Origin of the sequence: Nonomuraea deserti, assembly GCF_004348685.1 — a bacterium.
Classification (GTDB): Bacteria; Actinomycetota; Actinomycetes; order Streptosporangiales; family Streptosporangiaceae; genus Nonomuraea; species Nonomuraea deserti.
On sequence record NZ_SMKO01000080.1, the window covers coordinates 13621 to 40321 of the forward strand.

Annotated in this window: 22 protein-coding genes; 16 read left to right on the forward strand and 6 right to left on the reverse strand. The window is 71.4% G+C overall.

Going from position 1 to position 26701, the window contains the following annotated elements:
• From fdh to E1292_RS26435, 3 genes are all read right to left on the reverse strand, one after another.
• The gene (gene fdh, locus E1292_RS26425; protein ID WP_132597903.1) at positions 1 to 3228 is read right to left on the reverse strand and encodes a formate dehydrogenase; all 3228 of its coding nucleotides are present in this window, start codon (positions 3226 to 3228) and stop codon (positions 1 to 3) included.
• A 79-nt stretch (positions 3229 to 3307) separates the two neighbouring features.
• A complete protein-coding gene (locus E1292_RS26430; protein WP_439331906.1) occupies positions 3308 to 4720 on the reverse strand; it encodes a rhamnulokinase in 1413 nt (470 codons plus the stop codon).
• Complete coding sequence (locus tag E1292_RS26435) at positions 4717 to 5718, reverse strand: LacI family DNA-binding transcriptional regulator (protein WP_132597904.1); 1002 nt, start codon at positions 5716 to 5718, stop codon at positions 4717 to 4719. Before E1292_RS26435 ends, E1292_RS26430 begins: the two co-directional genes overlap by 4 nt.
• 350 nt (positions 5719 to 6068) lie before the next feature.
• Here E1292_RS26435 and E1292_RS26440 point away from each other — a divergent pair, with 350 nt between their 5' ends.
• From E1292_RS26440 to E1292_RS26500, 13 genes are all read left to right on the forward strand, one after another.
• Positions 6069 to 7997 (forward strand): beta-galactosidase, encoded by a 1929-nt coding sequence (locus E1292_RS26440; protein WP_132597905.1) that lies wholly within the window; start codon positions 6069 to 6071, stop codon positions 7995 to 7997.
• A gap of 137 nt (positions 7998 to 8134) precedes the next feature.
• Positions 8135 to 8452 (forward strand): L-rhamnose mutarotase, encoded by a 318-nt coding sequence (locus tag E1292_RS26445; RefSeq protein WP_132597906.1) that lies wholly within the window; start codon positions 8135 to 8137, stop codon positions 8450 to 8452.
• Between the two features lie 10 nt (positions 8453 to 8462).
• Positions 8463 to 9620, forward strand: a complete 1158-nt coding sequence (gene rhaI / locus E1292_RS26450; RefSeq protein ID WP_132597907.1) for an L-rhamnose isomerase — start codon at positions 8463 to 8465, stop codon at positions 9618 to 9620.
• Positions 9621 to 9626: 6 nt separating this feature from the next.
• Entirely contained in the window at positions 9627 to 11666 is a 2040-nt protein-coding gene (locus E1292_RS26455; RefSeq protein ID WP_132597908.1) for a bifunctional aldolase/short-chain dehydrogenase, read from the forward strand.
• Between the two features lie 436 nt (positions 11667 to 12102).
• Positions 12103 to 13125, forward strand: a complete 1023-nt coding sequence (gene argC, locus E1292_RS26460; RefSeq protein WP_132597909.1) for an N-acetyl-gamma-glutamyl-phosphate reductase — start codon at positions 12103 to 12105, stop codon at positions 13123 to 13125.
• A gap of 67 nt (positions 13126 to 13192) precedes the next feature.
• A complete protein-coding gene (gene argJ, locus E1292_RS26465; protein WP_132597910.1) occupies positions 13193 to 14359 on the forward strand; it encodes a bifunctional glutamate N-acetyltransferase/amino-acid acetyltransferase ArgJ in 1167 nt (388 codons plus the stop codon).
• Entirely contained in the window at positions 14356 to 15228 is an 873-nt protein-coding gene (gene argB, locus E1292_RS26470) for an acetylglutamate kinase (protein WP_132597911.1), read from the forward strand. Before argJ ends, argB begins: the two co-directional genes overlap by 4 nt.
• The gene (locus E1292_RS26475; protein ID WP_132597912.1) at positions 15228 to 16394 is read left to right on the forward strand and encodes an acetylornithine transaminase; all 1167 of its coding nucleotides are present in this window, start codon (positions 15228 to 15230) and stop codon (positions 16392 to 16394) included. Before argB ends, E1292_RS26475 begins: the two co-directional genes overlap by 1 nt.
• The gene (gene argF / locus E1292_RS26480) at positions 16391 to 17341 is read left to right on the forward strand and encodes an ornithine carbamoyltransferase (protein WP_132597913.1); all 951 of its coding nucleotides are present in this window, start codon (positions 16391 to 16393) and stop codon (positions 17339 to 17341) included. The genes E1292_RS26475 and argF overlap by 4 nt, the downstream gene beginning before the upstream one ends.
• Positions 17338 to 17844 (forward strand): arginine repressor, encoded by a 507-nt coding sequence (locus E1292_RS26485; protein ID WP_132597914.1) that lies wholly within the window; start codon positions 17338 to 17340, stop codon positions 17842 to 17844. The genes argF and E1292_RS26485 overlap by 4 nt, the downstream gene beginning before the upstream one ends.
• Positions 17845 to 17911: 67 nt before the next feature.
• Complete coding sequence (locus E1292_RS26490; RefSeq protein ID WP_132597915.1) at positions 17912 to 19111, forward strand: argininosuccinate synthase; 1200 nt, start codon at positions 17912 to 17914, stop codon at positions 19109 to 19111.
• Between the two features lie 104 nt (positions 19112 to 19215).
• Positions 19216 to 20637, forward strand: a complete 1422-nt coding sequence (gene argH, locus E1292_RS26495) for an argininosuccinate lyase (protein ID WP_132597916.1) — start codon at positions 19216 to 19218, stop codon at positions 20635 to 20637.
• A complete protein-coding gene (locus E1292_RS26500; RefSeq protein WP_132597917.1) occupies positions 20619 to 21374 on the forward strand; it encodes a DNA-3-methyladenine glycosylase in 756 nt (251 codons plus the stop codon). The genes argH and E1292_RS26500 overlap by 19 nt, the downstream gene beginning before the upstream one ends.
• Here E1292_RS26500 and E1292_RS26505 read toward each other — a convergent pair.
• A complete protein-coding gene (locus tag E1292_RS26505; protein WP_132597918.1) occupies positions 21314 to 21715 on the reverse strand; it encodes a PH domain-containing protein in 402 nt (133 codons plus the stop codon). The genes E1292_RS26500 and E1292_RS26505 overlap by 61 nt on opposite strands.
• Before the next feature lie 93 nt (positions 21716 to 21808).
• On the opposite strand from E1292_RS26505, the gene tyrS reads away from it, so the two are divergent.
• Entirely contained in the window at positions 21809 to 23074 is a 1266-nt protein-coding gene (tyrS, locus tag E1292_RS26510) for a tyrosine--tRNA ligase (RefSeq protein WP_132597919.1), read from the forward strand.
• A 60-nt stretch (positions 23075 to 23134) separates the two neighbouring features.
• Here tyrS and E1292_RS26515 read toward each other — a convergent pair whose 3' ends face one another.
• Positions 23135 to 24598 (reverse strand): glycosyltransferase family 39 protein, encoded by a 1464-nt coding sequence (locus tag E1292_RS26515; RefSeq protein WP_246090343.1) that lies wholly within the window; start codon positions 24596 to 24598, stop codon positions 23135 to 23137.
• Positions 24599 to 24630: 32 nt separating this feature from the next.
• On the opposite strand from E1292_RS26515, the gene E1292_RS26520 reads away from it, so the two are divergent.
• Positions 24631 to 25236: an HAD family hydrolase gene (locus E1292_RS26520; protein ID WP_246090344.1), complete on the forward strand. Its 606-nt coding sequence runs from the start codon at positions 24631 to 24633 to the stop codon at positions 25234 to 25236.
• Between the two features lie 7 nt (positions 25237 to 25243).
• On the opposite strand, the gene E1292_RS26525 is transcribed toward E1292_RS26520, so the two are convergent.
• Positions 25244 to 25627, reverse strand: a complete 384-nt coding sequence (locus E1292_RS26525) for a PPOX class F420-dependent oxidoreductase (RefSeq protein WP_132597920.1) — start codon at positions 25625 to 25627, stop codon at positions 25244 to 25246.
• Positions 25628 to 25730: 103 nt separating this feature from the next.
• Here E1292_RS26525 and E1292_RS26530 point away from each other — a divergent pair, with 103 nt between their 5' ends.
• On the forward strand, positions 25731 to 26174 hold the full coding sequence (locus E1292_RS26530) for a MarR family winged helix-turn-helix transcriptional regulator (protein WP_220447073.1): 444 nt from the start codon (positions 25731 to 25733) through the stop codon (positions 26172 to 26174).
• Positions 26175 to 26701: the final 527 nt, after the last annotated feature.

Below are 26701 nucleotides of genomic sequence, written 5' to 3' on the forward strand. Positions count from 1 at the left end.
TCACGCCTCCGTTCCGGTGTGCTCGCCGATGCCGGCCCGCCGCTGGTAGGAGCGGACCAGCTCGCGCAGCGCAGGACCGCGCGGCCGGCGTCCCGGCCGGATGTCCGCCGACAGGGCCTTGACCTCCTGGATGTGGGAGTTGGGGTCCAGCGAGATCGACGCCAGCTCGTTGGCCGCGTCGCCCTTGGCCAGCCCGTTGGGCCCGAAGTGGAACGGCAGCCCGATCTGGTGCAGCACCCGCCCGTCGAGACGCAGCGACGGCATGCGGTCGGTGACCATCACCCGCGCCTCGATGGCGTTGCGCGCGGTGATGATCGTGGCCCAGTCGCCGTGCACGAGCCCGCGCTCGGCGGCCAGGCCGGGCGAGACCTCGCAGAACATCTCCGGCTGCAGCTCCGACAGGTAGGGCGTGAAGCGGCTCATGCCGCCCGCGGTGAAGTGCTCGGTCAGCCGGTACGTCGTCACCACGTACGGGAAGACCGAAGCGCCCGGATCGTCCCCGCTCGGGTGGTAACGGTTGTCCGCGTGCGGGTAGAGCTTGCGCGCCGGGTTGCGCTGGTGCCCGTAGAGCGGGTTGGCCACCGGAGAGTCCTGCGGCTCGTAGTGCGTGGGCAGCGGCCCGTCCACGACCCCCGCGGGCGCGAACAACCAGCCCTTGCCGTCGGCCTGCATGATGAACGGGTCGATCCCCGACAGCGCCGCCACGCCCCGGGCGTCCGGCGGCGGCCGGTACGCCGGGCTCTTGCCCGCCTCGACGTCGGGCTCGTCGTGGCCGGTCCAGCGCTGCGCCGGCTCGTCCCACCAGACCAGCTGCTTGCGCTCGCTCCACGGGCTGCCATCAGGTCTGGCCGAGGCCCGGTTGTACAGGATGCGCCGGTTGGCCGGCCACGCCCACGCCCATTCCGCGGCGATCCAGCTCTGCTCGGTCCAGGGCTTGCGCCGGGCGGCCTGGTTGACGCCGCCGGCGTACACGCCGCAGTAGATCCAGCAGCCGCACGCGGTGGAGCCGTCGTCGGCGAGCCCGGCGTACCCGGACAGGGGCCGTCCCTGCGCGTCCCAGCCGTTGATCTCGGCCAGCACCGCCTCCGCCGAGGGCTCGGCCGTCGCGCCCTCGACCGGATAGTCCCAGGTGAGCTCCAGCACCGGCGCGTCCTTCTGATCCCGCGAGCCGGCCAGTTTCTCCCTGATGATCCGCCCCAGGTGGTACATGAACCACAGGTCGCTGCGCGCGTCACCGGCCGGCTCGACCGCCTGGTGGTGCCACTGCAGCCACCGGTTGGTGTTGGTGAAGCTGCCGCTCTTCTCGGTGTGCGCCGCCGCCGGCAGGAAGAACACCTCCGTGCCGATGTCCGCCGTGGCCAGCTCGCCCGTCTCGATCTCCGGGCCGTCCTTCCACCAGGTGGCGCTCTCGATCAGGTTGAGGTCGCGCACCACCAGCCAGTCGAGCTCGGCCATGCCCAGGCGCTGCATCCTGGCGTTCGCCGAGCCGACCGCGGGGTTCTCGCCGAGCAGGATGTAGCCCTTGCACCCGCCGGCCAGCTGCGACATCACGGTGTCGTACGTGCTGTGCGAGCCGGTCAGCCTGGGCAGGTAGTCGAAGCGGAAGTCGTTGTCCGGCCGCGCCGAGTCACCCCACCAGGCCTTGAGCAGGCTCACCAGGTAGGCGGGCATGTTCGCCCAGAACCCGCCGTGCGGCGCGTCGGCCCGCAGGAAGTCGTGCAGGCGCTCGTGCTCGTGCGCGTGCGGCATCGGGATGTAGCCCGGCAGCAGGTTGAACAGCGTGGGGATGTCGCTGGAGCCCTGGATGCTCGCGTGCCCGCGCAGCGCCTGGATGCCGCCGCCGGGCCGGCCGATGTTGCCGAGCAGCAGCTGCAGGATGCTCGCCGCCCTGACGAACTGCGAGCCGTCGCTGTGCTGCGTCCAGCCCACCGCGTAGACGAACTCCGAGGTCCTGTCGGGTCCGGAGTTCTCCGTCAGGTGGCGGCACACCTCCTCGAACAGGCGCCGCGGCACCCCGCACACCTGCTCGACCATCTCCGGCGTGTAGCGGGCGAAGTGGCGGCGCAGGACCTGCATGACGCAGCGGGGGTCGCGCAGCGTCTCGTCGCGCCGGGGCGTGCCGTCCATGGGTATCCCGGCGCTGCCGGTGATCTCGGGGCGGCCCGGCGGCACCCGGCCGGACCGCCGCTGGTAGTCGCTGTCGCGGTCGCCCGACGCGGGCGCGGCCTGCATGCCGTCGTACTGCCAGCTCTCGTCGTCGTAGGTGTGGCCGGCGGCGTCGAAACCGGAGAAGACGCCGTCTCCGTCCTCGGCGTCGCGGTAGTCCTCGTTGAGGATGGTGGCCGCGTTGGTGTAGTTGACCACGTACTCGTGGAAGTACAGGTCGTTCTCCAGCACGTGGTTGATGATCGCGCCGAGGAAGGCCACGTCCGAGCCGGCGCGGATGGGCACGTGCAGGTCGGCCAGCGCGCTGGTGCGGGTGAAGCGCGGATCGACGTGGATGACCACCGCGCCGCGCGCCTTGGCCTCCATCACCCACTGGAAGCCCACCGGGTGCGCCTCGGCGAAGTTCGAGCCCTGGATGACCACGCAGTCGGAGTGCTGCAGGTCCTGCATGAACGTGGTGGCGCCGCCCCGGCCGAACGACGTGCCCAGCCCGACCACGGTGGAGCTGTGGCAGACGCGGGCCTGGTTCTCGATCTGCACCACGCCGAGCGACGTCAGCAGCTTCTTGATGAGGTAGTTCTCCTCGTTGTCCAGGGTGGCGCCGCCCAGGCTGGCGATGCCCATGGTGCGGGCGGTGCGCCTGCCGTCGCGCTCCTGCTCCCAGGTCTCACGCCTGGTGGCGATGATCCGGTCGGCCACCATGTCCATGGCGGTGGCCAGGTCGATCGCCTGCCAGCCGGTCGCGCCCGGCGGCCGGTAGAGCGCCTGGCGCTGCCGGCCGGAGTCGGTGGTGAGCTGCAGGGTGGCCGCGCCCTTCGGGCACAGCCGGCCGCGGCTGATGGGGGAGTCGGGGTCGCCCTCGATCTGGACGACCCGCTCGTCGCGTACGTACACGTTCTGGCCACAGCCCACCGCGCAGTACGGGCAGATCGACTTGACGACACGGTCGGCCCCGGCCGTGCGGGCCCGCAACGCCTCCGTCGCGGCCGACTTCACCGCCTGCCCGCGGCCCGTGCGGTCCTTGCCGGTCAGCTGCCGCAACAGCGGCCACGTGAGATCCATGAAGCCCCCCGATGCTCCCCGGTCCGACTTGTGCCCTACCCGACGAGGGAGAAAACCGGAAAGCGCTGGTCAGAGGGGATCAGAACACGCGGGCGGCGGCCTCGTCCCAGAGCCGGCCGTCGCCGGACGGCTCGTAGCGGCGCAACGGCTGGGAGGCGGCGACCAGCGAGCGCATCTCCTCCAGATCGGAGACCAGCCCGGCCGCGCGCGCCTGCACCAGCACGTTGCCGAGCGTGGTCGCCTCCGCCGGGCCCGCCACCACCGGCAGCCCGCAGGCGTCGGCGGTGAGCCGGCACAGCAGCTCGTTGTACGACCCGCCGCCCACCAGGTGGACGACCTTGACGTCGCGCCCCGACAGCTCCATCGCCTGGCGCACGGCCCGCCGGTGCCCGAGCGCCAGGCTCTCCAGCACGCAGCGCGTGTAGGCGGCGGGCGAGGAGGGCGGCCGCTGGCCCGTGCGGCGGCACTCGGCCGCGATCCTGGCCGGCATGTCGCCCGGCGGCAGGAACACCGGCTCGTCGGGGTTGACCACGGCGGCGAACGGCCGCTCGGCCGCCGCGGCCGTCAGCAGCTCGCCCAGGTCGGAGCCCGGCCAGGCGCGCATGCATTCCTGCAGCAGCCACAGGCCCATGACGTTGCGCAAATAGCGGACGGTGCCGTCGATGCCGGCCTCGTTGGTGAAGTTCGCGGCCCGGCTCTCCGGGGTCAGCACGGGGCCGGGCAGCTCGACGCCGGCCAGCGACCACGTGCCGCACGAGATGTAGGCAAAGGCCGGCCCCGACGCGGGCACCGCGGCCACCGCCGAGGCCGTGTCGTGCGAGCCCACCGCCCTGACGGGTGCGGACCAGCCGATCTCGGCGGCCACGTCGCGGCGCAGCCCGCCGATCGGCTCGCCGGGCTGGCGCAGCGGCGGGAAGAGGCCGGCCGGCAGCCCGAGCCGCTCGATCAGGGGCCGCGCCCACGACCTGGTGCGCACGTCGAGCAGCCCCGTCGTCGAGGCGTTGGTGACCTCCGCGCCCAGCTCGCCGGTGAGCCAGTAGCCGATCAGGTCGGGGATCAGCATCATCGTCGCGGCGCCGTCGAGCCGGTCGGCCAGCAGCTGGTAGAGGGTGTTGAACGGCAGCACCTGCAGGCCCGACACGTCGTACAGCGTGTCGGCCCCGACCAGCGCGGCCACCCGCTCGGGCACGCCCCGCGTACGGTCGTCGCGATAGTGCACGGGATTGCCGATCAGCCCGCCGGACTCGTCGAGCAGCCCGTAGTCGACCGCCCACGAGTCCACGCCGACGGAGGAGACGGGCCCGGCGGCGCGCAGCCCCGCCAGGATCTCCCGGTAGAGGCCGAGGATGTCCCAGTGGAGTCGGTCGGCCACGCGCACCGGGCCGTTGGGGAACCGGTGCGCCTCGGTCAGCCGCAGCCCGCCGGACAGGTCGGCCAGCATCACCCGGCCGCTGGAGGCGCCCAGATCGACGGCGGCGAAACGGTGACTCACTGCGTGGACTCCCTGGCGACGAGCTCGGGCTGGAACATGATGTGCTGGTGGGCGTGCGTCTCGGGGTTGTCGCACTCGTCGAGCAGCAGCTCGGTGGCGATGCGGCCGAGCTGGTAGGTGGGCTGGCGCATCGAGCTGAGCGACACGGTGGAGGCGGCGGCGAAGTCGATGTCGTCGTAGCCCATGAGCGCGACGTCCTCGGGCACCCGCACCCCCGCCCGCAGCAGCGCGCGGAGCACGCCGAGGGCCAGCAGGTCGTTGGCGCAGAAGACCGCCTCGGGCAGGCCGCTCGCGATCAGGTCGGCGGCCGCCTTCTCGCCCGCGCGGGCGGTCATCGTCATCGCCTCGATCACCCGCAGGCCCGCGGGGTCGAGGCCGGTGGCCCGCATCGCGGCACGCGCGCCCTCCCGCCGCTCCACGCACTGCCGGATGCTCAGCGGGCCGGTCACGTAGGCGACGCTGCGCGCCCCCTTGGCCAGCAGGTGGGCGACCGCGGCCCGGCCGCCGCCGACGTCGTCCACGGCCACCGCGCACTGGTCGGGCCGGTGCGCGGGATGGTCGACGAGCACGACGCTGATGCCGTGCTCGCGCAGCCGTTCGAGCCGCGCCGGGTCCTCACCCGACGGGGTGATCAGCACGCCGCGTACACGATGCTCGGCCAGCACCCGCAGGTTGCGGTCCTCCTTGTCCTGCGAGCCGGCCGAGTTGCCGAGGATCACGGCGTAGCCCAGCTCGCTGGCGACGTCCTCGACGCCGGCGGCGACCTCGGTGAAGAAGGGGTTGCCGATGTCGATCACGCTCAGGCCGATCGTCCTGCTGTGCCCGGCGCGCAGCGTCGAAGCCGAGCCGTGGCGGACGAAGCCCAGCTCGCTGATGGCCGCCTCCACCCGCTCCCTGGTGGCGGGCGCGACTTTTCCTGGCCGGTTCAGTACGTTGGAGACCGTGCCGGGCGAGACGCCGGCGTGCGCGGCGACGTCCTTGATGCTGACCATGGCCATGAGCCCTCATTAAAACGTACTAACGATGCGCGCGCCAGTCGCGGCACCGGTCGTGACGCCGATCCGCGTTGACACCGCCGTGCACCGGACCCTAACCTCCCGCGCGGGGAGTAAAACGTTCTATTACTGGGGAGCCCTGTTGGTCCGGGCAACCACCCGCCGGGGCCGGCGGCGTCGCGCGCACAACCCGTGCCCGCCTCGCGGGCGCGCCGCACGTATGCCGGATGGGCTTCATGCCGAGCATGCCGGGCGACCGGGGCTTGTGCCGTGCGCCGCGGAACGTTTTAATCCCTCCGTGAACCTGGCGTCACCAGCTGTGAGCGCTAACAGTATCTCGAAAGGCAGGCTTCATGCCGGATGTCATCGCTTACGGCGGCGACTGGAATCCCGAGCAGTGGCCCGAGGAGACGTGGGAGCAGGACGTCGCGCTGATGCGCGAGGCCGGCGTCAACCGGGTCAGCGTGGGCGTCTTCTCGTGGTCGCTGCTGGAGCCCGCCGAGGGCGGGTTCGACTTCGGCTGGTTCGACCGCGTCATGGACCTGCTGGCGGACAACGGGATCGCGGCCAACCTGGCCACGCCGACCGCCTCCCCGCCGCCCTGGTTCGGCGACGCCTACCCCGAGGCGCTGCCGGTCGACTCCGCCGGCCGGCGGCTGCACCACGGCAGCAGGCAGGGCTTCTGCCCCAGTTCGCCGATCTACCGCGAGAAGGCGCTGCGCGTCACGGAACAGGTGGCCACCCGCTACCGCGACCACCCGGCCCTGGCCCTGTGGCACGTGCACAACGAGTACGGCTGCCACAACGCCCGCTGCTACTGCGACACCTCGGCGGCCGCGTTCCGCGCCTGGCTGCGCTCCCACTACGCCTCCCTGGAGGCGCTCAACGACGCCTGGGGCACCGCGTTCTGGTCCCAGCACTACGGCGAGTGGGCGCAAGTCCTGCCGCCGCGTGACACCCCCAGCTTCGCCAACCCCGGCCAGCAGCTCGACTTCCGCAGGTTCAGCTCCGACGCGCTCGTCGAGCTCTACATCGCCGAGCGCGACCTGCTGCGCGAGCTCGCCCCCGGCGTGCCCGCGACCACCAACCTCATGGCGGGCGCCCACTGGGACATGGACTGCTGGGCCTTCGCCGCCGAGCTCGACGTGGTCTCCACCGACCACTACCTGATCGGCGCCCGCGCGGAGCCGCACATCGACCTGGCCTTCGCCGCCGACTACGCGCGCTCGCTCAACGGCGGCCGCCCCTGGCTGCTGATGGAGCACTCGACCAGCGCGGTCAACTGGCAGCCGCGCAACCGCGCCAAGGCGCCCGGCGAGCTGCGCCGCAACTCCCTGGCCCATCTGGCCAGGGGCGCCGACGGGATCATGTTCTTCCAGTGGCGGGCCTCGCGCGCCGGCGCCGAGAAGTGGCACTCGGCGATGCTCCCCCACGCCGGCGTCGACACCAAGGTCTGGCGCGAGGTCAGCGCGCTCGGGGCCGAGCTGGCCGGGCTCGCCGAGGTGGCGGGCAGCAGGGTCAAGGCCGACGTCGCCATCCTGATCGACCACTCCAGCGTGTGGGCGCAGGACCATCCCGCCCAGCCCTCCTCCGAGCTCGACCCGGTGGAGGAGGCCAAGCGCTGGCACGCCGCGCTGTGGCGGGCCGGCATCACCTGCGACCTGGCACACCCCGAAGGCGACCTGACCGGCTACCGCCTGGTCCTGGTGCCGGCGCTCTACCTGGTGAGCGACTCGGGGGCGGCCAACCTGGAGGCGTTCGTACGGGCGGGCGGCGTGACGCTCGTGGGTCCGTACAGCGGGATCGTCGACGAGCACGACCGGGTGCGCCTCGGCGGCTATCCCGGGGCGTGGCGGGACCTGCTGGGCGTCACCGTGGAGGAGTTCTTCCCGCTGGACGGCCCCATCCGGCTGGCCTCCGGCGGGTCGGGGAGCGTGTGGAGCGAGGTCGCGCGCGCCACCAGCGCGAAGGTCCTCGACACCTACGCCACCGGAGAGCCCGCCTGGACCCGCAACGCGTGGGGCGACGGCACGGCCCACTACCTGACCACCAGGCTCGGGGACGACGCCCTGGCCGAGGTGATCGCCGCGGTCTGCGCCGAGGCCGAGGTGAGGCCGCCCGCGACGAGCCCGCCGGGGGTCGAGGTCGTGCGGCGCTCCCACCCCGACGGCCGCTCCCACCTGTTCGCGATCAACCACACGGCCGAGGACGCCGTCGTGACCACCGCGTCGGGCGAATCCGTCACCGTGGCCGCCGGTGATGCCCGCGTCATCACCGGCTGACATCCGGGGGCGCGGACGGCGACCGGTTCCGCCCCCACCTGCGCCGAACCCACGGAGGAGCCGGATGCGCATTGACAGGGGGCAGCTGGAATCATAGTTTCCTGGCGAAACATTAAAACGTTTTGAAGGGAGTGTCGGTGCAACGCGTCTGCTTCCTGCTGAAAGTCCGCCCGGAGCGGCTGGCGGAATATCGCGAGCGCCACCGCGAGGTCTGGCCGGAGATGCGAGAGGCGCTGTCGCGCACCGGCTGGCACAACTACTCGCTCTTCCTCAGGGACGACGGCCTGCTCGTGGGCTATCTGGAGACCGAGGACTTCGAGGCCGCCCAGCAGGCCATGGCCGGGACCGAGGTCAACGCCCGCTGGCAGGCGGAGATGGCGCCGTTCTTCGAGGACCTCGACGGCCGGCCCGACGAGGGCATGAAACCGCTGACCGAAGTCTTCCACCTGGATTGATCGGGGAGTCATGACTGACATCAAGGCCGTGCTGCGGGCGCAGCACATCGAGACACCCTCCTGGGCGTACGGCAACAGCGGCACCCGGTTCAAGGTGTTCGCCCAGAAGGGGGTGCCGCGCGACCCGTACGAGAAGCTCGCCGACGCCGCCCAGGTGCACGCGCACACCGGCATCGCCCCCACGGTCGCGCTGCACATCCCGTGGGACAAGGTGGACGACTACGCCGATCTGGCCCGGCACGCCCAAGAGGCGGGCGTCGGCATCGGAGCGATCAACTCCAACGTCTTCCAGGACGACGACTACATGCTCGGCAGCGTCACCCACCCCTCCGCCCGGGTGCGCCGCAAGGCGACCGACCACCTGCTCGAGTGCGTCGACATCATGGACGCCACCGGCTCCGACACCCTCAAGCTGTGGTTCTCCGACGGCATCAACTACCCGGGCCAGGACGACATCAGGGCCCGCCAGGACCGCCTGGCCGAGGCGCTGGCCGAGGTCTACGAGCGGCTCGGCGACGGCCAGCGTTTCCTGCTGGAGTACAAACTGTTCGAGCCCGCCTTCTACGCCACCGACGTGCCCGACTGGGGCACCGCGTACGCGCACTGCGCCAAGCTCGGCCCCAAGGCGCAGGTGGTCGTCGACACCGGGCACCACGCGCCGGGCACCAACATCGAGTTCATCGTGGCGTTTCTGCTGCGCGAGGGGAAGCTCGGCGGCTTCGACTTCAACTCCCGCTTCTACGCCGACGACGACCTCATGGTGGGCGCGGCGGACCCGTTCCAGCTCTTCCGCATCATGTACGAGGTCGTGCGCGGCGGCGGGCTCGACCCCGAAGCGGGCGTGGCGTTCATGCTCGACCAGTGCCACAACATCGAGCCCAAGATCCCGGGCCAGATCCGCTCGGTCATGAACGTCCAGGAGGCCACCGCCAAGGCGCTGCTGGTCGACCGCGACGCGCTGTCGGCCGCCCAGGCCGAGGGCGACGTGCTGGGCGCCAACGCCGTCTTCATGGACGCCTACAACACCGACGTGCGCCCGCTGCTGGCCGAGCTGCGCGAGGAGATGGGCCTCGCGCCCGACCCGATGAGCGCGTACGCCAAGTCCGGACACTTCGAGAAGATCGCCGCCGAGCGCGTCGGCGGTCAGCAGGCCGGCTGGGGGGCCTGAACCACCATGGACGTCGTGAACGAACTGCTCGAACGCTCCCACCGCCTGGGCGCCGACCCGCGCAACACCAACTTCGCGGGCGGCAACACCTCGGCCAAGGGCGCCGCGCCCGACCCGGTCACCGGCGAGGACGTCGAGCTGCTCTGGGTCAAGGGCTCCGGCGGCGACCTGGGCACGCTCAAGGAGCCGGGCCTGGCCGTGCTCCGCCTCGACCGGCTGCGCGCACTCAAGGGCGTCTACCCGGGCGTGGAGCGCGAGGACGAGATGGTGGCGGCGTTCGGCTACTGCCTGCATGGCAAGGGCGGGGCCGCGCCGTCGATCGACACCGCCATGCACGGTCTCGTGGAGGCCGCGCACGTCGACCACCTCCACCCCGACGCGGGCATCGCGCTGGCCACCGCCGCCGACGGCGAGGAGCTGACCGGGCGCGTGTTCGGCGACCGGGTCGTGTGGGTGCCGTGGCGGCGGCCGGGCTTCCAGCTGGGCCTCGACATCGCCGCGATCAAGGAGGCGAACCCGCGGGCCATCGGGTGCGTCCTCGGCGGCCACGGCATCACCGCGTGGGGCTCGACGTCCGAGGAGTGCGAGGCCCGCTCGCTGGAGATCATCAGGACCGCCGAGGCGTACCTGTCCGAGCACGGCCGCGAGGACCCGTTCGGCCCGGTGATCCACCGGACGCTGCAGGAGGAGGAGCGGCACGCCCGCGCCGCCGCGCTGTTCCCGGTGATCCGCGGCCTGGCCGCCACCGACATGCGCGTCGTCGGCCACTACACCGACACGCCCGAGGTGCTCGACTTCGTCTCCCGGGCCGAGCATCCGAGGCTGGCGGCGCTGGGCACGTCCTGCCCCGACCATTTCCTGCGCACCAAGGTCGCGCCGCTCGTGCTCGACCTGCCCCCGGACGCGCCGCTGGAGCGGGCGGCCGAGCGGCTGCGCGAGCTGCACGCCGCCTACCGCGCGGACTACACCGCCTACTACGAGCGGCACGCCATCCCCGCCTCGCCCCCCATGCGCGGCGCCGACCCGGCGATCGTGCTCGTGCCGGGCGTCGGCATGTTCTCGTTCGGCAAGGACAAGCAGACCGCCCGCGTGGCCGGGGAGTTCTACGTCAACGCCATCAACGTCATGCGCGGCGCGGAGTCCGTGTCCACGTACGCCCCCATCCCCGAGTCGGAGAAGTTCCGCATCGAGTACTGGGAGCTGGAGGAGGCCAAGCTCCGCCGCATGCCCAGGCCCAAGCCGCTGGCCACGCGCGTCGCGCTGGTCACCGGCGGCGGCTCCGGCATCGGCGCGGCCACCGCGCGCAGGCTCGCCGCCGAGGGCGCGTGCGTGATCGTCGCCGACCGCGACGTGGCCGCCGCCGAGAAGGTGGCCGCCGAGCTGGGCGCGGGTGCGTACCGAGAGTCGGACGTGGCCGTGGCGGTCGCGGTCGACGTCACGTCGGAGGAGCAGGTCGTCGCGGCCGTCCGCGCGGGCGTGCTCGCCTTCGGCGGCGTGGACCTGGTGGTCAACAACGCCGGCCTGTCGTTGTCGCGCGCGCTGCTGGAGACCACCCTGGCCGACTGGGACCTGCAGCACGACGTCATGGCGCGCGGCTCGTTCCTGGTCTCCCGCGAGACCGCCAAGGTCATGATCGACCAGGCCATGGGCGGCGACATCGTCTACATCTCCTCCAAGAACGCCGTCTTCGCCGGCCCGAACAACGTCGCCTACGGCGCCGCCAAGGCCGACCAGGCGCACCAGGTGCGGCTGTTGGCCGCCGAGCTGGGCGGGCACGGCATCCGCGTCAACGGCGTCAACCCCGACGGCGTGGTGCGCGGCTCCGGCATCTTCGCCTCCGGCTGGGGCGCCAACCGCGCGGCCGTCTACGGGGTGGAGGAGGAGAAGCTGGGCGAGTTCTACGCCCAGCGCACCCTGCTCAAGCGGGAGGTCCTTCCCGAGCACGTGGCCGCCGCGGTCTTCGCGCTCACCGGCGGCGACCTGACCCACACCACGGGGCTGCACGTCCCGGTGGACGCGGGCGTGGCCGCCGCCTTCCTCCGCTGACACGGGACCGGGGCGGGCCTGGGAACGGGCCCGCCCGGTACGTCCCCTCCTGAGAATCTGCGACACCCAGGATTAACATCGCGGTCGCCGGGTCATAGGTGAAGGCATGCAAGGAGCCGCCCGGCGCCCCTCATGCCGGCAGCCGCGTGCCGGGTCCGTTCTGCCCTGGCCGTCCGATGCCCCCGTCGCCAGGGCCGCCCCCGGGGAAGCCGGGCGGCGCGCTCCGGCCCTCTTCGCGGGCGTCCACGCGTCCGCCCAGGTCATGACCCTTATGACCCTTGCGGGGCGGTAGCGCTGGACGCGTCACCAGAGGCCGCCGGGTCTCACGATGTGGTCGTCTGGGCTCATCTCGGCTTGCATATTCATCCTCGCCAGTGCATCATTTTCACCAGCAAGGTCATGAGCTATGATGCATGAATATGCAGGAGGCGGCGGGATGAGGGCGGCGATCGCGGGAGCCAGCGGTTACGCGGGCGGAGAGCTGCTCCGCCTCCTGCTGGGCCATCCGGAGTTCGAGATCGGGGCGCTCACCGCGGCCTCGAGCGCGGGCAGCCGTCTCGGCGCCCACCAGCCGCACCTGCCGCAACTGGCCGACCGCGTCCTCGACGACACCACCTCCGCCACGCTCGCCGGGCACGACGTGGTCTTCCTCGCGCTGCCGCACGGCCACTCGGCCGCCGTCGCCGCCTCCCTCGGCGAAGAGACGCTGGTCGTCGACTGCGGCGCCGACCACCGGCTCGCCGACCCCGCCGCCTGGCAGGAGTTCTACGGCGGCGAGCACGCCGGCACCTGGCCCTACGGCCTGCCCGAGCTGCCCGGACAGCGCGAGGTGCTCAGGCGGGCGACCAGGATCGCCGTCCCCGGGTGCTACCCGACCTCCGTCCTGCTCGCCCTGTCGCCCGCGTTCGCCGCCGGGCTGGCCGGGCACGACGTGGTCGTCGTCGCCGCCTCCGGCACCAGCGGCGCGGGCAGGTCGCTCAAACCCCACCTGCTCGGCAGCGAGGTCATGGGCTCGGCCGGCGCGTACGCCGTGGGCGGCGCCCACCGGCACACGCCCGAGATGGAGCAGGGGCTGTCGGCGGTCGCCGGCGCTCCCGTGCGCGTCTCGTTCACCCCGACGCTGGCCCCCATGAGCCGCGGCATCCTCGCCACCTGCTCCGCCCCGGCCGCTCCCGGCGTCACCAAGGAGTCGCTGCGCACGGCGTACGAGGTCGCGCTCAAGAGCGAGCCGTTCGTCAAGCTGCTGCCGGAGGGCGTCTGGCCGGCCACCGCCATGACCTACGGCGCCAACACCGCAGCCCTGCAGGTGACGCTCGACGAGCGCGCGGGCCGCGTGGTCGCCGTCATCGCCATCGACAACCTCACCAAGGGCACGGCCGGGGGCGCCGTCCAGAGCGTCAACATCGCCCTCGGCCTGCCGGAAGAGCTCGGCCTCCCCCTGACAGGAGTTGCACCTTGAGCAAGCGCAGCGCATCAACCGACGAGCACGGGAGCTCATCGCTCCCGTCCCCGCAGAAGGCGGTGGCATGAGCGTCACGGCACCCCTAGGTTTCAGGGCCGCGGGAGTCGCCGCAGGGATCAAGCCCGGCGGCGCCCGCGATCTCGCTCTCGTCGTCAACGACGGACCCAGCCGCGCCGCCGCGGGCGTCTTCACCGCCAACCGCGTCAAGGCCGCCCCCGTGCTCTGGTCGCAGCAGGTCCTGGCGGGCGGGCGGGTGCGCGCGGTCGTGCTCAACTCCGGCGGAGCCAACGCCTGCACCGGCCCCGAGGGTTTCCAGGACACGCACGCCACCGCCGAGAAGGTGGCCGGACTCCTGCAGGACTCCGCGGGCGAGGTCGCGGTCTGCTCGACCGGCCTCATCGGCGAGCGGCTGCCGATGGACGAGTTGCTGGCGGGTGTCGATACGGCCGCCGCCCAGCTCGCCCGCGACGGCGGCCTGGCCGCGGCCGACGCCATCCGCACCACCGACACCGTCTCCAAGATCTCGTTCAAGCGCGGCGGCGCCGACGAGGACGGCGCCTACATGGTCGGCGGGATGGCCAAGGGCGCCGGCATGCTCGCCCCCGCCCTGGCCACCATGCTCTGCGTGATCACCACTGACGCCGACCTGACCGGCGACGAGCTCGACACCGTGCTGCGCAGGGCCACGGCCGTCACGTTCGACCGGCTCGACACCGACGGCTGCATGTCGACCAACGACACCGTGCTCCTGCTGTCCAGCGGCGTCTCCGGGGTCAGGCCCGACCTCGACGAGTTCGAGCAGAAGGTCACCGAGGTCTGCGCCGACCTGGCCAGGCAGCTGCTCGTCGACGCCGAGGGAGCCTCAAAGGCCATCGCCATCGAGGTGGTCGGCGCGGCGGACGAGGACGACGCCGTGCAAGTGGGCCGCGCGGTCGCCCGGTCCAGCCTGCTCAAGTGCGCCATCCACGGCGAGGACCCCAACTGGGGCCGCGTGCTGGCCGCCGTCGGCACCACCGACGCCGAGTTCGAGCCCGACCGCCTCAACGTCGCCATCAACGGCATCTGGATCTGCCGGGGCGGCGCGGTGGGTGACGACCGCGACAAGGTGGACATGAGCGCCAGAGACGTGACGATCACCATCGACCTGTCGGCCGGCCCGCACACCGCGACCGTCCACACCACCGACCTGACGGCCGCCTACGTCCACGAGAACTCGGCGTACTCCTCATGAGGCTGACCACCGCGCACACCAAGGCAGAGGCGCTGATCGAAGCCCTGCCGTGGCTGACCCGCTTCCACGGCGCGACCGTCGTCATCAAGTACGGCGGCAACGCGATGACCGACGAGGCGCTCAAGTCCGGCTTCGCCGAGGACGTCGTCTTCCTGCGCCACGCCGGCCTGCGCCCGGTCGTCGTGCACGGCGGCGGCCCGCAGATCAGCAGCGCGCTCGACCGGCTGGGCATCGAGTCCACGTTCACCGCCGGGCTGCGGGTCACCACGCCCGAGGCCATGCAGGTCGTCAGGATGGTGCTGGTCGGCCAGGTCAACCGCGACATCGTGGGCCTGGTCAACCGGCACGGCCCGTTCGCCGTCGGCATGTCCGGCGAGGACGCCCACCTGTTCACCGCGGTGCGCAAACACGCGATCGTCGACGGCGAGCCGGTCGACATCGGCCAGGTCGGCGAGATCATCAAGGTCGAGCCCGGGGCGGTCGGCGCCCTGCTCGACGACGGCCGCATCCCGATCGTCTCCAGCGTGGCGCGGGGAGACGACGGCGAGATCTACAACGTGAACGCCGACACCGCGGCCGCCGCGCTCGCCGTGGCCCTGCAGGCCCGCAAACTGATCGTGCTCACCGACGTGGAGGGCCTGTACGCCAACTGGCCCGACGACACCGACGTGATCGACGAGCTGAGCGCCGACGAGCTCGCGACCATGATGCCCACCCTGTCCAGCGGCATGGTGCCCAAGATGGAGGCCTGCCTGACGGCCGTGCAAGGGGGCGTGCCCCGGGCCCATGTGCTCGACGGCCGCGTGCCCCACTCGATGCTGCTGGAGATCTTCACCAACGAAGGGATCGGAACGATGGTGATGCCCTGATGGACCTGTTCCAACGGTTCGAAGAAGCCTTCATGGGCAACTACGGGGTCCCCCCTGTGGCGCTGGCCCGAGGCGAGGGCACCCGCGTATGGGACGTCGACGGCAGGGAATATCTCGACTTCATCGGCGGCATCGCGGTCAGCTCGCTCGGCCACGCCCACCCCGCCCTGGTCGAGGCCGTCTCCCGGCAGGTCGCCACGCTCGCCCACACCAGCAACCTGTTCCTGCACGAGCCCGAGGTCCTGCTCGCCGAGAGGCTCCTCGGCATGCTCGACGCCCCGGCCAGGGTCTTCTTCGCCAACTCCGGCACCGAGGCGAACGAGGCCGCCTACAAGCTCGCGCTCAAACACGGCAGGCGCGAGGGCCGCTCCTACTTCGTCGCCGCCGAGAACGGCTTCCACGGCCGCACGATCGGCGCGCTCTCCCTGACCGGCAAGAAGGCGATCCGCGACCAGTTCGGCCCGTTCCCGGTGGAGGTGCGTTTCGTCCCGTACGGCGACGCCGACGCGCTCAAGGAGACCGTGACCGGCGACTGCATCGCGCTCTTCCTGGAGCCCACCCAGGGCGAGGCAGGCGTGGTGCCGCCGCCCGACGGCTACCTCGAGGCGGCCCGCGAGATCTGCGACTCGACCGGCGCGCTGCTGGTCGCCGACGAGATCCAGTCCGCCATCGGCCGCACCGGCCACTGGTTCGCCCACCAGGCCGACGGCATCACCCCCGACATCCTGACCCTGGCCAAGGGCCTGGGCGGCGGCCTGCCGATCGGCGCCTGCGTGGGCTTCGGCGACGTGGGCAGGTTGTTCGAGAAGGGCGACCACGGCTCGACGTTCGGCGGCAACCCGGTCTCCTGCGCCGCGGCGCTGGCCGTCCTCGACAACCTCGACCTCGGCCACGTCAGGTCGGTGGCCGCACGGCTGCGCGAAGGGCTGGAGGCCGTCGACCACCCGCTGCTCGAGGGCGTGCGCGGTCGTGGCCTGTGGCTGGCCACGGTGCTGCGCGAGCCGCGCGCGGCCCAGGTGCAGGAGGCCGCCGCGGCGGCCGGCTTCCTGGTCAACGCGCTCCAGCCGGACGCGGTGCGCCTGGCGCCGCCGCTCGTCGTGACGGCCGACGAGGTGGACGCCCTGGTGGCGTCCTTCCCGCGGATCCTTACGGAGGCGGCCGCATGACCATCCGTCACTTCCTCAGAGACGACGACCTGTCGCCGGCCGAGCAGGCGGAGGTGCTGGAGCTCGCCGCCGCGATGAAGAAGGACCGGTTCGGCTACCGGCCGTTCGAGGGGCCGCGCACCGTCGCGGTGCTGTTCGACAAGCCGTCCGCCAGGACCCGCATCTCCTTCCACACCGGCATCGGCGAGCTCGGCGGCCTGCCGCTGGTCGTCGACAACGTCTCGGTGCTCATGGGCCGCGGCGAGCCGACCGCCGACCTCGCCAGGGTGCTGGACCGGCAGGTCGCCGCCATCGTCTGGCGCACCTCAGGGCAGGAGCTCATCGACGAGATGGCCGCCCACTCCCGGGTGCCGGTCGTCAACGCGCTCACCGACGCGTTCCACCCCTGCCAGATCCTCGCCGACCTGCAGACCGTCAACGAGCGGCTGGGCCGCACGGCCGGGTTCACGCTGACCTACCTGGGCGACGGCGCCAACAACATGGCCCACTCCTACCTGCTCGGCGGCGCCACGGCCGGCCTGCACGTACGGATCGCCGCCCCGGCCGGCTACCAGCCCGACCCGGTCATCCTCGACCAGGCCGCCGCGATCGCCGCCAAGTCCGGCGGCTCCGTCGTCGCGCTGACCGACCCGGTGGCCGCCGTCGACGGCGCACATGTGGTCGCCACCGACACGTGGGTGTCCATGGGGCAGGACGGGAAGGAGGAGCGGGTCGCCGCGCTCATGCCGTACCAGGTGAACGCCGAGCTGCTCCGCCACGCCGCGCCCGACGCGATCGTGTTGCACTGCCTGCCCGCCTACCGCGGCAACGAGATCACCGAGGAGGTCCTCGAAGGCCCGCGGAGCGTCGTGTGGGACCAGGCGGAGAACCGCCTGCACGCCCAGAAGGCGCTGCTGCACTGGCTGGCCACGCACGCCGACCCGATCAGGAGCCCGGAGGGCGCATGATCATTCCGATGACCAAGGCGGCGCGGCAGGCGAAGATCACCGACCTGCTGCAGCGGCAGGCCGTGCGCTCCCAGCCCGAGCTGGCCAAGCTGCTCGCCGAGAGCGGCGTCGAGGTCACCCAGGCCACGCTCTCGCGCGACCTCGACGAGCTCGGCGCGCTCAAGCTGCGCGCCGAGGACGGCTCGCTGGTCTACGCGCTGCCCGGCGAGGGCGGTGGCCGCATCCCGCTGGCCAGGCTCGGCACCGGCGAGACCCCGGCGGCGCGGCTGCACCGCATCGCGGAAGAGCTGCTGGTCGCGGCGGAGGCCTCGGCCAACCTGGTCATCGTGAGAACCCCTCCGGGCGCGGCCCAGTTCCTGGCCTCCGCCATCGACCACGCCGACTGGGAGTCCATTCTCGGGACCGTGGCGGGTGACGACACGATCCTCGTCATCAGCCGCGATCCGACCGGCGGTCAGGCGGTCGCCGACGCGTTGCTGAAGGTGGCCGACCGACGTAGTTAGCCCACTCCGCGTGAGTGGGCTCCGCCGCACGGGACATCCTGACATTCAGCACTGGAGACGAAGCACAATGCCCGACAGAGTGGTTCTCGCATATTCCGGCGGTCTCGACACCTCGGTCGCCATCCCCTACCTCGCCGAGAAGATGAACGCCGAGGTCGTCTGCGTCGCCGTGGACCTCGGCCAGGGCGGCGAGGACATGGAGCAGATCCAGAAGCGGGCCATGGACTGCGGCGCGGTCGAGTCGGTCGTCGTGGACGCGAGAGAGGAGTTCGCCGCCGACTTCTGCGTGCCCGCGCTCCAGGCCAACGCCCTCTACATGGACCGCTACCCGCTGGTGTCGTCGCTCTCGCGCCCCCTCATCGTCAAGCACCTGGTGTCGGCGGCCAAGCGCTTCGGCGGCACCATCGTCTCCCACGGCTGCACCGGCAAGGGCAACGACCAGGTCCGCTTCGAGGCCGGGCTGGCCGCGCTGGCCCCCGATCTCGAGATCATCGCGCCCGCGAGAGACTTCGCCTGGACCCGCGACAAGGCCATCGAGTACGCCGAGGCCAAGGGCCTGCCCATCGAGACGTCGAAGAAGAACCCGTTCTCCATCGACCAGAACCTCTGGGGCCGCGCCGTCGAGACCGGCTTCCTCGAGGACATCTGGAACGGACCGACCGAGGAGGTCTACTCCTACACCGCCGACCCCAAGCAGCCGCGCCCGGCCGACGAGGTCGTCGTCACGTTCGAGCAGGGTGTCCCGGTCAAGGTCGACGGCAGGGCCCTCACGCCCTTCCAGGTGGTCGACGAGCTCAACCGGCGCGCCGGCGCGCAGGGCGTCGGCCGGATCGACATGGTCGAGGACCGGCTGGTCGGCATCAAGTCGCGCGAGGTGTACGAAGCGCCCGGCGCGATCGCGCTCATCGCCGCCCACAAGGAGCTGGAGAGCGTCACCGTCGAGCGAGACCTGGCCCGCTTCAAGCGGGGCGTCGACCAGAGGTGGAGCGAGCTCGTCTACGACGGCCTGTGGTTCTCGCCGCTCAAGAACGCGCTCGACGCGCTCATCGCCGACGTCCAGAAGCACGTCAACGGGGAGGTCCGGATGACCCTGCACGGCGGCAACGCCACCGTGACCGGCCGCCGCTCCGACGACTCCCTGTACGATTTCTCGCTCGCCACCTACGACACCGGCGACACGTTCGACCAGTCACTGGCCAAGGGCTTCGTCCAGCTCTTCTCCCTCCCGGCTAAGATCGCGGCCGCGCGCGACGCGAAAAGGCGTTGAGTTGCACTAAGGTCGCGGCCGGAGCGCAGGAGCTCGGGGGAGCAGCGAGACACGATGCCGACGACCACGAAGCGGGCGCGATCATTGAACACGGCACGGAGGAGATGACGGTGAGTGATGGCAAGCCGATGCGGCTGTGGGGCGGACGCTTCGAAGGAGGTCCGTCCGACGCGCTGACCCGGCTGTCGGTGAGCGTGCACTTCGACTGGCGGCTCGTCCCGTACGACCTGGCGGCGTCCAGGGCGCACGCCCGGGTGCTGCACAGGGCGGGGCTGCTCAGCGAGGAGGAGCTCGAGCGCATGATCGGCGCGCTCGACGACCTGGAGCGCGCCTGCAAGGCGGGCGAGTTCCGGCCGACGGTCGCCGACGAGGACGTGCACACCGCGCTGGAGCGCGGCCTGCTGGAGCGGCTCGGCTCGCTCGGCGGCAAGCTCCGCGCCGGGCGCTCGCGCAACGACCAGATCGCCACCGACCTGCGCCTCTACCTTCGCGATCACGCCCGTACGATCGTCTCCCGCCTGGTCGAGCTGGAGACGGCGCTGATGGCGCAGGCCGAGCAGCACGCCGGCACGGCCGCGCCCGGCATGACGCACCTGCAGCACGCGCAGCCGGTCTCGTTCGGCCATCAGCTCCTGGCCCACGTGCACGCCTTCGCCCGCGACATCGACCGCATCACCGACTGGGACAAACGCGCCGCGATCTCCCCGCTCGGGGCCGGCGCGCTGGCGGGATCGTCGTTGCCGCTCGACCCGCAGGCCGTTGCCGAGGAGCTGGGCTTCTCCGCCGCCGCGCCCAACTCGATGGACGCCGTCGCCGACCGCGACTTCGCGGCGGAGTTCCTGTTCGACGCGGCCATGATCGGCATTCACCTGTCGCGGCTCGGCGAGGAGATCGTTCTGTGGGCCTCGCAGGAGTTCCGCTGGATCGAGATGGACGACGCCTACTCCACCGGCTCGTCGATCATGCCGCAGAAGAAGAACCCCGACGTGGCCGAGCTGGCCCGCGGCAAGTCGGGGCGGCTCATCGGCGACCTGACGGCGCTGCTGACCACGCTCAAGGGCCTGCCGCTGACCTACAACCGTGACCTGCAGGAGGACAAGGAGCCGGTGTTCGACGCGGTCGACACGCTGCTGCTGGTCCTGCCCGCGATGGCCGGCCTGGTGGCGACGATGCGCGTCAACACCGCCCGCATGGAGGCCTCGGCCCCCGACGGGTTCGCGCTCGCCACCGACCTGGCCGAGCTGCTCGTGCGCCGCGGGGTGGCGTTCCGCGAGGCGCACGAGGCGGTCGGCCATCTCGTGGTGTGGTGCCAGGTCAACGACAAGGACCTGGGCGAGCTGACCGACGACGAGCTGGTCAAGGTGTCGCCGCACCTGACCCCGGACGTCCGCGACGTGCTCAGCGTGCCCGGCGCGCTGGCCGCGCGCAAGGCCTACGGCGGCACCGCACCCGACCGCGTACGCGACCAGCTCGTCGCGCTGCGCGAGTCCGTCGACGCGCAGGCGGCATGGGCGGCGGGCAGCTGAGCTCCGCCCCGCTGCCGCGGAGCTTCTTCGACCGGCCGTCGCCCGAGGTGGCGCCCGACCTGCTCGGGCGCGTCCTCGTGCACGGTCCCGTCGCCGTGCGCCTGACCGAGGTCGAGGCGTACGGCGGCCCGGGAGAGGATCCGGCGGCCCACACCTATCGCGGCAGAACACCGCGTAACGCCGTCATGTTCGGCCGGCCCGGCCACGTCTACGTCTACTTCACCTACGGCATGCACTTCTGCGCGAACCTCGTGTGCCTGCCGGAGGGCTCGGGCTCGGCCGTGCTGCTGCGGGCGGGCGAGGTGGTGGCGGGCGTGGACGTCGCCCGCGCCCGCCGTACGGGCGGCTCGGCTTCCGCGCCCGCGGGAGCCGGCCGCCGGGTCGCCGATCGTGATCTCGGCCGCGGTCCGGCCAGGCTCGCGGTCGCCCTCGGCCTGCTCCGCGAGCACAACGGGATCGACGCGATCTGGCCGGGCGCGCCCGGCGAGACGGAGACGCTCTTAACGCGGGATCACCGGCTCACCGGCGTCCCGCACGGCGCGGTGGTCATGCTGGAGGGCCGCCCCGCGGACCCGTCCGCCATCAGGTCAGGCCCCCGCACGGGCGTCTCGACGGCCAAGGAGACGCCGTGGCGGTTCTGGATCGACGGCGACCCGACCGTCTCGCCGTACCGCGCTCACGTGCCCCGGCGCCGCAACGCCGCGGCCACGTCCGTGGGGGAGGCGCCCAACTCGTGAGGGCTGAAGACGTGCAGGAAGTCCCCGGTGTCGATTTCCAGCATCTCGCTGCGCAGCCCCCACCGCCTGCGGACGTCGACCTTGATGTCGCAGATCGCCTCCCACGGCACGTGCCGCCTGCCCGCGAACCCGTGCACCACGGTGATCCCGCTCTCGTCGGCCGCCAGCCGTACGGGAACGAGCAGGTCACGCAGGCCCATCGCGCCGAGAAGCACGGCCGCGGGAACGGCCAGGATCACGCCGCCCACGTCGGCTCCGGCCCACCAGTAAAGGGCGAGTCCGGCGCATGCCAGACCCCCTAAGATCTTCAAAACGGCCAGCTCGCGACGGACCCTCCACATGGACACGAAGCGTATCCAAGTGGCGGCCTGCCCGAGCGATCAGGCACGCTTGTATCGAATCAACGTCAACCCGTCTACTGGAAAGCCGGCACCGTGACCGACATTCTCGATGACCTCGCGTGGCGAGGCCTGATCGCGCAGTCCACCGACCTCGACGCCCTGCGCGCGTCCATGGCCAAGGGACCGATCACGGTCTATTCCGGTTTTGACCCCACCGCTCCTTCGCTGCACGTCGGCCATTTCGTGCCGCTGCTGACGTTGCGCCGCTTCCAGCTCGCGGGGCACCGCCCGATCGGCCTGGTCGGCGGCGCGACCGGCCTGATCGGCGACCCCAGCGGGCGCAACACCGAGCGCGCGCTCAATTCCAGCGACATCGTCGCGGAATGGGTGGAACGTCTGCGCGGCCAGGTCGGCCGGTTCCTCGACTTCGACGCGCGGCCGAACGCGGCGCTCATGGTGAGCAACCTCGACTGGACCGGCGAGTTGACCGCGATCGACTTCCTGCGCGACATCGGCAAGCACTTCCCGGTCAACCGCATGCTGGCCAGGGAGGCCGTGTCCGCGCGCCTGTCGGGGGAGGGCCTGAGCTACACCGAGTTCAGCTACCAGATCCTGCAGTCCTACGACTACCTGGAGCTGTTCCGCCGCTACGGCTGCACGCTGCAGATCGGCGGCAGCGACCAGTGGGGCAACATCACCGCGGGCGCCGACCTGGTCCGCCGCATCGAGGGCGCGCACGTTCACGCGCTCACCCTGCCGCTGATCACCAAGGCCGACGGTACGAAGTTCGGCAAGACGGCGGGCGGCGCCCTCTGGCTCGATCCCGAGATGACCTCGCCCTACGCCTTCTACCAGTACTTCCTCAACTCCGACGACCGTGACGTCATCCACTACCTCAAGGTGTTCACGTTCAAGAGCCGCGAGGAGATCGAGGAACTGGAGAAGGCCGTCGCCGAACGCCCCTTCGCCCGCCAGGCCCAGCGCGCCCTGGCCGAGGACCTCACGGAACTCCTTCACGGCAAGCGCGAACTCGACGCGGTCGTGGCCGCCTCCAAGGCGCTGTTCGGTCAGGGCGCGCTGGAGGAGCTTCCCGCCGCCACGCTCGGCGCCGCGCTCGCCGAGGTGCCGAAGGCCAAGGTCGAGTCGCTCGGAGCGGCGTTCGTCGACCTGCTGTCCGACAGCGGCTTGGTGGAGTCGAAGTCGGCGGCCAGGCGGGCGGTCAAGGAGGGCGGGGCGTACCTCAACAACGTGAAGATCACCGACGAGTCCTACGTGCCGACCTCCGATGACTTGCTGGCGGGGCGCTACATGGTCCTGCGCCGCGGCAAGAAGTCGATCGGCGGCGTCGAGGTCGGCTGACCGCCGCGCGAGGCGGGCCTCGTCCCGTTCGGGGAGGGCCCGCCTTCTCCTCGGAGGCCTTCACGGGCGGGTGAACAACGCCACCGTCAGCCCTGGCAGATCGCCGGAGTGCTTGGCGAGGCCGAGCTCGAAGCCCGCCTGCCGCACCTCCCCGACCCGGTCGACGCCGTCGCTCTCCAGCCCCGACTTCTTCGTCCCGCGCCAGACGACCCACACCCGATCGCGCCGCTCCAGGGCAGCCGAGACATCGGAGCGCTCCGGATAGCCGAACCCGCCTGGGTCGGGGACGTCGCCCGCCCTGAGCACGTCGACCGGCATCAAGGAGTCGGCGTAGTAGTCGAAGCCCGCGCGCAGCTGGCTCTGCCCGTACACGATGGCGTCGTCGGGCTCGGCCTTGATCACGCGCAGCGCCCACGGGATGTTCTCGAAGCGCCCGTTCTCTTCGCGTACGTCCACGTGCTCCTGGACCGACAGCACGCACCCGAGCAGCACGACCACCACGGCGGCCGCCACGTGGAACCGGGGGAGAGCGGCCACGGCCATCCCGGCGAGCAGTGCCAGCGCGGGCGCGGTCACGAACAGGTAGCGGTCGACGTAGACCGGCGTCACCAGGTGGGACACCGCGAGCAGCAGCACTGGGGGCAGCACGAGCCACCCCGCCAGCGCCAACACCCACGGACCGCCGGCCACGCCCGGCGCCCGCCCGCGCACCGCCGCCCACAGCAGCACCGCCCCTGCCACGGCCAGCGCGAACAGCATCACGCCGAGCCCGGTCGTCCCCGCCGCCATCTTCGGGAACTTCAGCCATACCTCCGGCCCCCGCTGCGGGATCCAGCTGATGGCGTGCCGCTCGCCGTACCCGATGAGCCCCAGCACCACGGCGGGAACACACCCGGCGGCCAGCGCCGCGGCCATCCGCGCCAGCACGTCGCGGCGGGCCGGGAACAGCTGGGCGGGCAGCACCAGCACCGCGAACAGGTGCGTGGAGCACACGAGCGCGACCGCCACCCCGTAGAGCACCCACCGCCGGGCGGCCGGCCGCGCGAGCGCCCGGTGCAGTGCCCAGAACGAGAGGACGACCGCGGCGGCGGCGAAGGCGTAAGACCTGGCGAAGGCCCCGTAATAGGACACCGTCGGCAGGATCGCGAAAACGGCCGCACCCACCACGCCGGCCCGGACGCTGTGCAGGCGCCGGCCCAGATCGGCCAGGAACCAGGCCGCCACGGCGATCGCCACCGCCGACGGGAGCCGCAACCACAGCTCCGCCGTGCCCGCCTTCACCCAGAAATGCATGAACAGGTAGTAGGGCAAGAAATGGCCGTCGATGTGCTGGGCCAGCTCCCACATCCCGGACAACGACCGGGACGCTGCGCTGACGGTGGCCAGCTCGTCGCCGTTCAGGGTGGCGGAGCCCGTGCCGGTGAACGCCGCGATCCCGGCGATGGACGCCATCCACCAGGGCGCTGACGTGCGGACACGCGCGGCGGAACGGGCAGGGGGAGCTAGCGTGGCGGCAGTGGTCACCGGGGCAGGATACGCGCCGTAGGGTCGGGCGCATGGCCAATGTGATGGTGTTCGACCTTTATGGCGTGATTGCCCGGACCCAGAGTCCGGAGAGCCGGCGGCGGCTCGTCGAACTGGCGGGCGTATCGGAGGAGCGGTTCTGGGAGGCGTACTGGGCCTGCCGGCCGTCCTATGACGCGGGCCAGGGCGGTGTCGCGTATTGGGGCGCGGTGGCCGACCGGCTGGGCACGCGCTTCCCGGACGTGCCCGCGCTCATCGACGCCGACCTGGACAGCTGGAGCGACGTGGACGAGTCGATGGTGGAGGTCGTGCACGAACTGGCGGACCAGGGGCACCGGCTGGGCCTGCTGTCGAACATCATCGACGAGCTGGTGCCCTTCTGGGAATCGCGTCATGGTGAGTGGCTGGGCCGGTTCGCCTCGCTGACGTTCTCGTGCCGGATCGGGGCGGCCAAGCCGGAGCGGCGGGCGTACGAGATCTGTGCGGAGAGGATCGGGGCGGCGCCGCAGGACATCCTGTTCTTCGACGACAACCTGGTGAACGTCGTCGCGGCGCGGGAGGCGGGCATGGCGGCGGAGTTGTTCGAGTCGCCACGGCAGGTGCGGGCCCTCGCCGAGACGATCACCATCCGCCGCTGAGCGCGCCCTATTGCCGGGTGGTGTGTGTCGGCTTCATAACGATCACGACCCGCCGCTCGGCATCGGCGACCGGCCGCTCGTACTCCAGGCCGTAGCGGTCGGCCAGCGTGTCGAAGAAGTCGCCCGACGGGTCGGGCTCCACCCGCTCGACCACCCCACGGATCTCCAGATAGCGGTACGGCGCGTCGGGGTCGTTGACGGAGACCGCCACCTGAGGGTTCTCCATGACGTTTCTGCACTTCCGGCGGTCCGTCGTGGTGGTGAACCGCAGGACCTCTCCGTCCCAGACCGTCCATACCGGGTTGACGTTGACGGCCCCGTCGGGGCCGACAGTCGCCAGGTGGGCGAACAGCGGTCGGCTGAGCAGGTCCAGGTGGCTTGCGGGAATCATCTGCGCTCTCCTCGCTTGTCAGGTCATGGGACGTCGGCACAGTATCAAACCTTTGATATCCATCAAGGCTAGAACTTCTGTATGAGGTTGTACGCTCGCCGCCATGGGCATGCCTGCTGACGAACGACTCGGACTGGACATCAAGCGCGCCGAGCAGGCTCTGATCGCCGCAAAGCAGGCAGCCGTCCGGCCGGCCGGGCTGACCGTTCCGCAGTACGCCGCGCTGTTCGCCTTGTCCGACAGTCCCGGCATCTCGGGCGCAGCGCTGGCGCGAGCGTGTCTCGTCACCCCGCAGGCCATGACCGTGGTGCTCAAGAACCTGGAGGAACACGGACTGGTCGAACGTTCGCCGCACCCCTGGCACCGCAACGTCCTGGAGACCCGGCTCACGTCCGCCGGTCGGGCGGCGCTGGACGCCGCGGACGAGCAAGCGGTGTTGATCGAACGCGCGATCGCGGCCGAGTTCAGCGCCGAGGAGCGCACGGCGTTGCGGGCCCTGCTGGCCCGCTGCGTGGAGGCCATCGCCCGGGCGACGCCCGAATCGTGACCGGCCGCCACGCCGGGATGGGCGGAACGATTTGACGTGTCGCGGATCGCGACCTAGTCTTTCAGTTCGCCCCGGGTGTGAGCCGGACGCCGGTCAGGTGGACGGGCCCCAGGGCAAGCCCCTTGATAGAGACGAGCCAATCGGCGGAGTCGCTTCGGCGTGCTCAAGCCCGAGCCGTCTGCGGGCGCGTCGCGATCGCCGAAAAATCGGTTGTTTCGACACGCCTCGGATGGCACGGTAAGTTACGGGGGCTGCCTGCGGAAGCGGGTTGCGCCATCCTAAGAAGGTCGACCGATTTTCTTCAAGCCATCGGGTTTGACGGAGAAATAGGCCGCCTGATAAAGTGGAGCAAGTAAAAGCGCCTCCGGGTTCGGATTCAGGAGAATCCGAGCAAGGAAGCACGCGTGCGTTTCTTGAGAACTCAACAGTGTGTTAAAAGCCAGTGCATGATGCACAACCCCGTCGACCGACATGGTCGGTTTTGACGGATTCCTTTATTTAGTTGGGTTCAGACCTTTTTTGGAGAG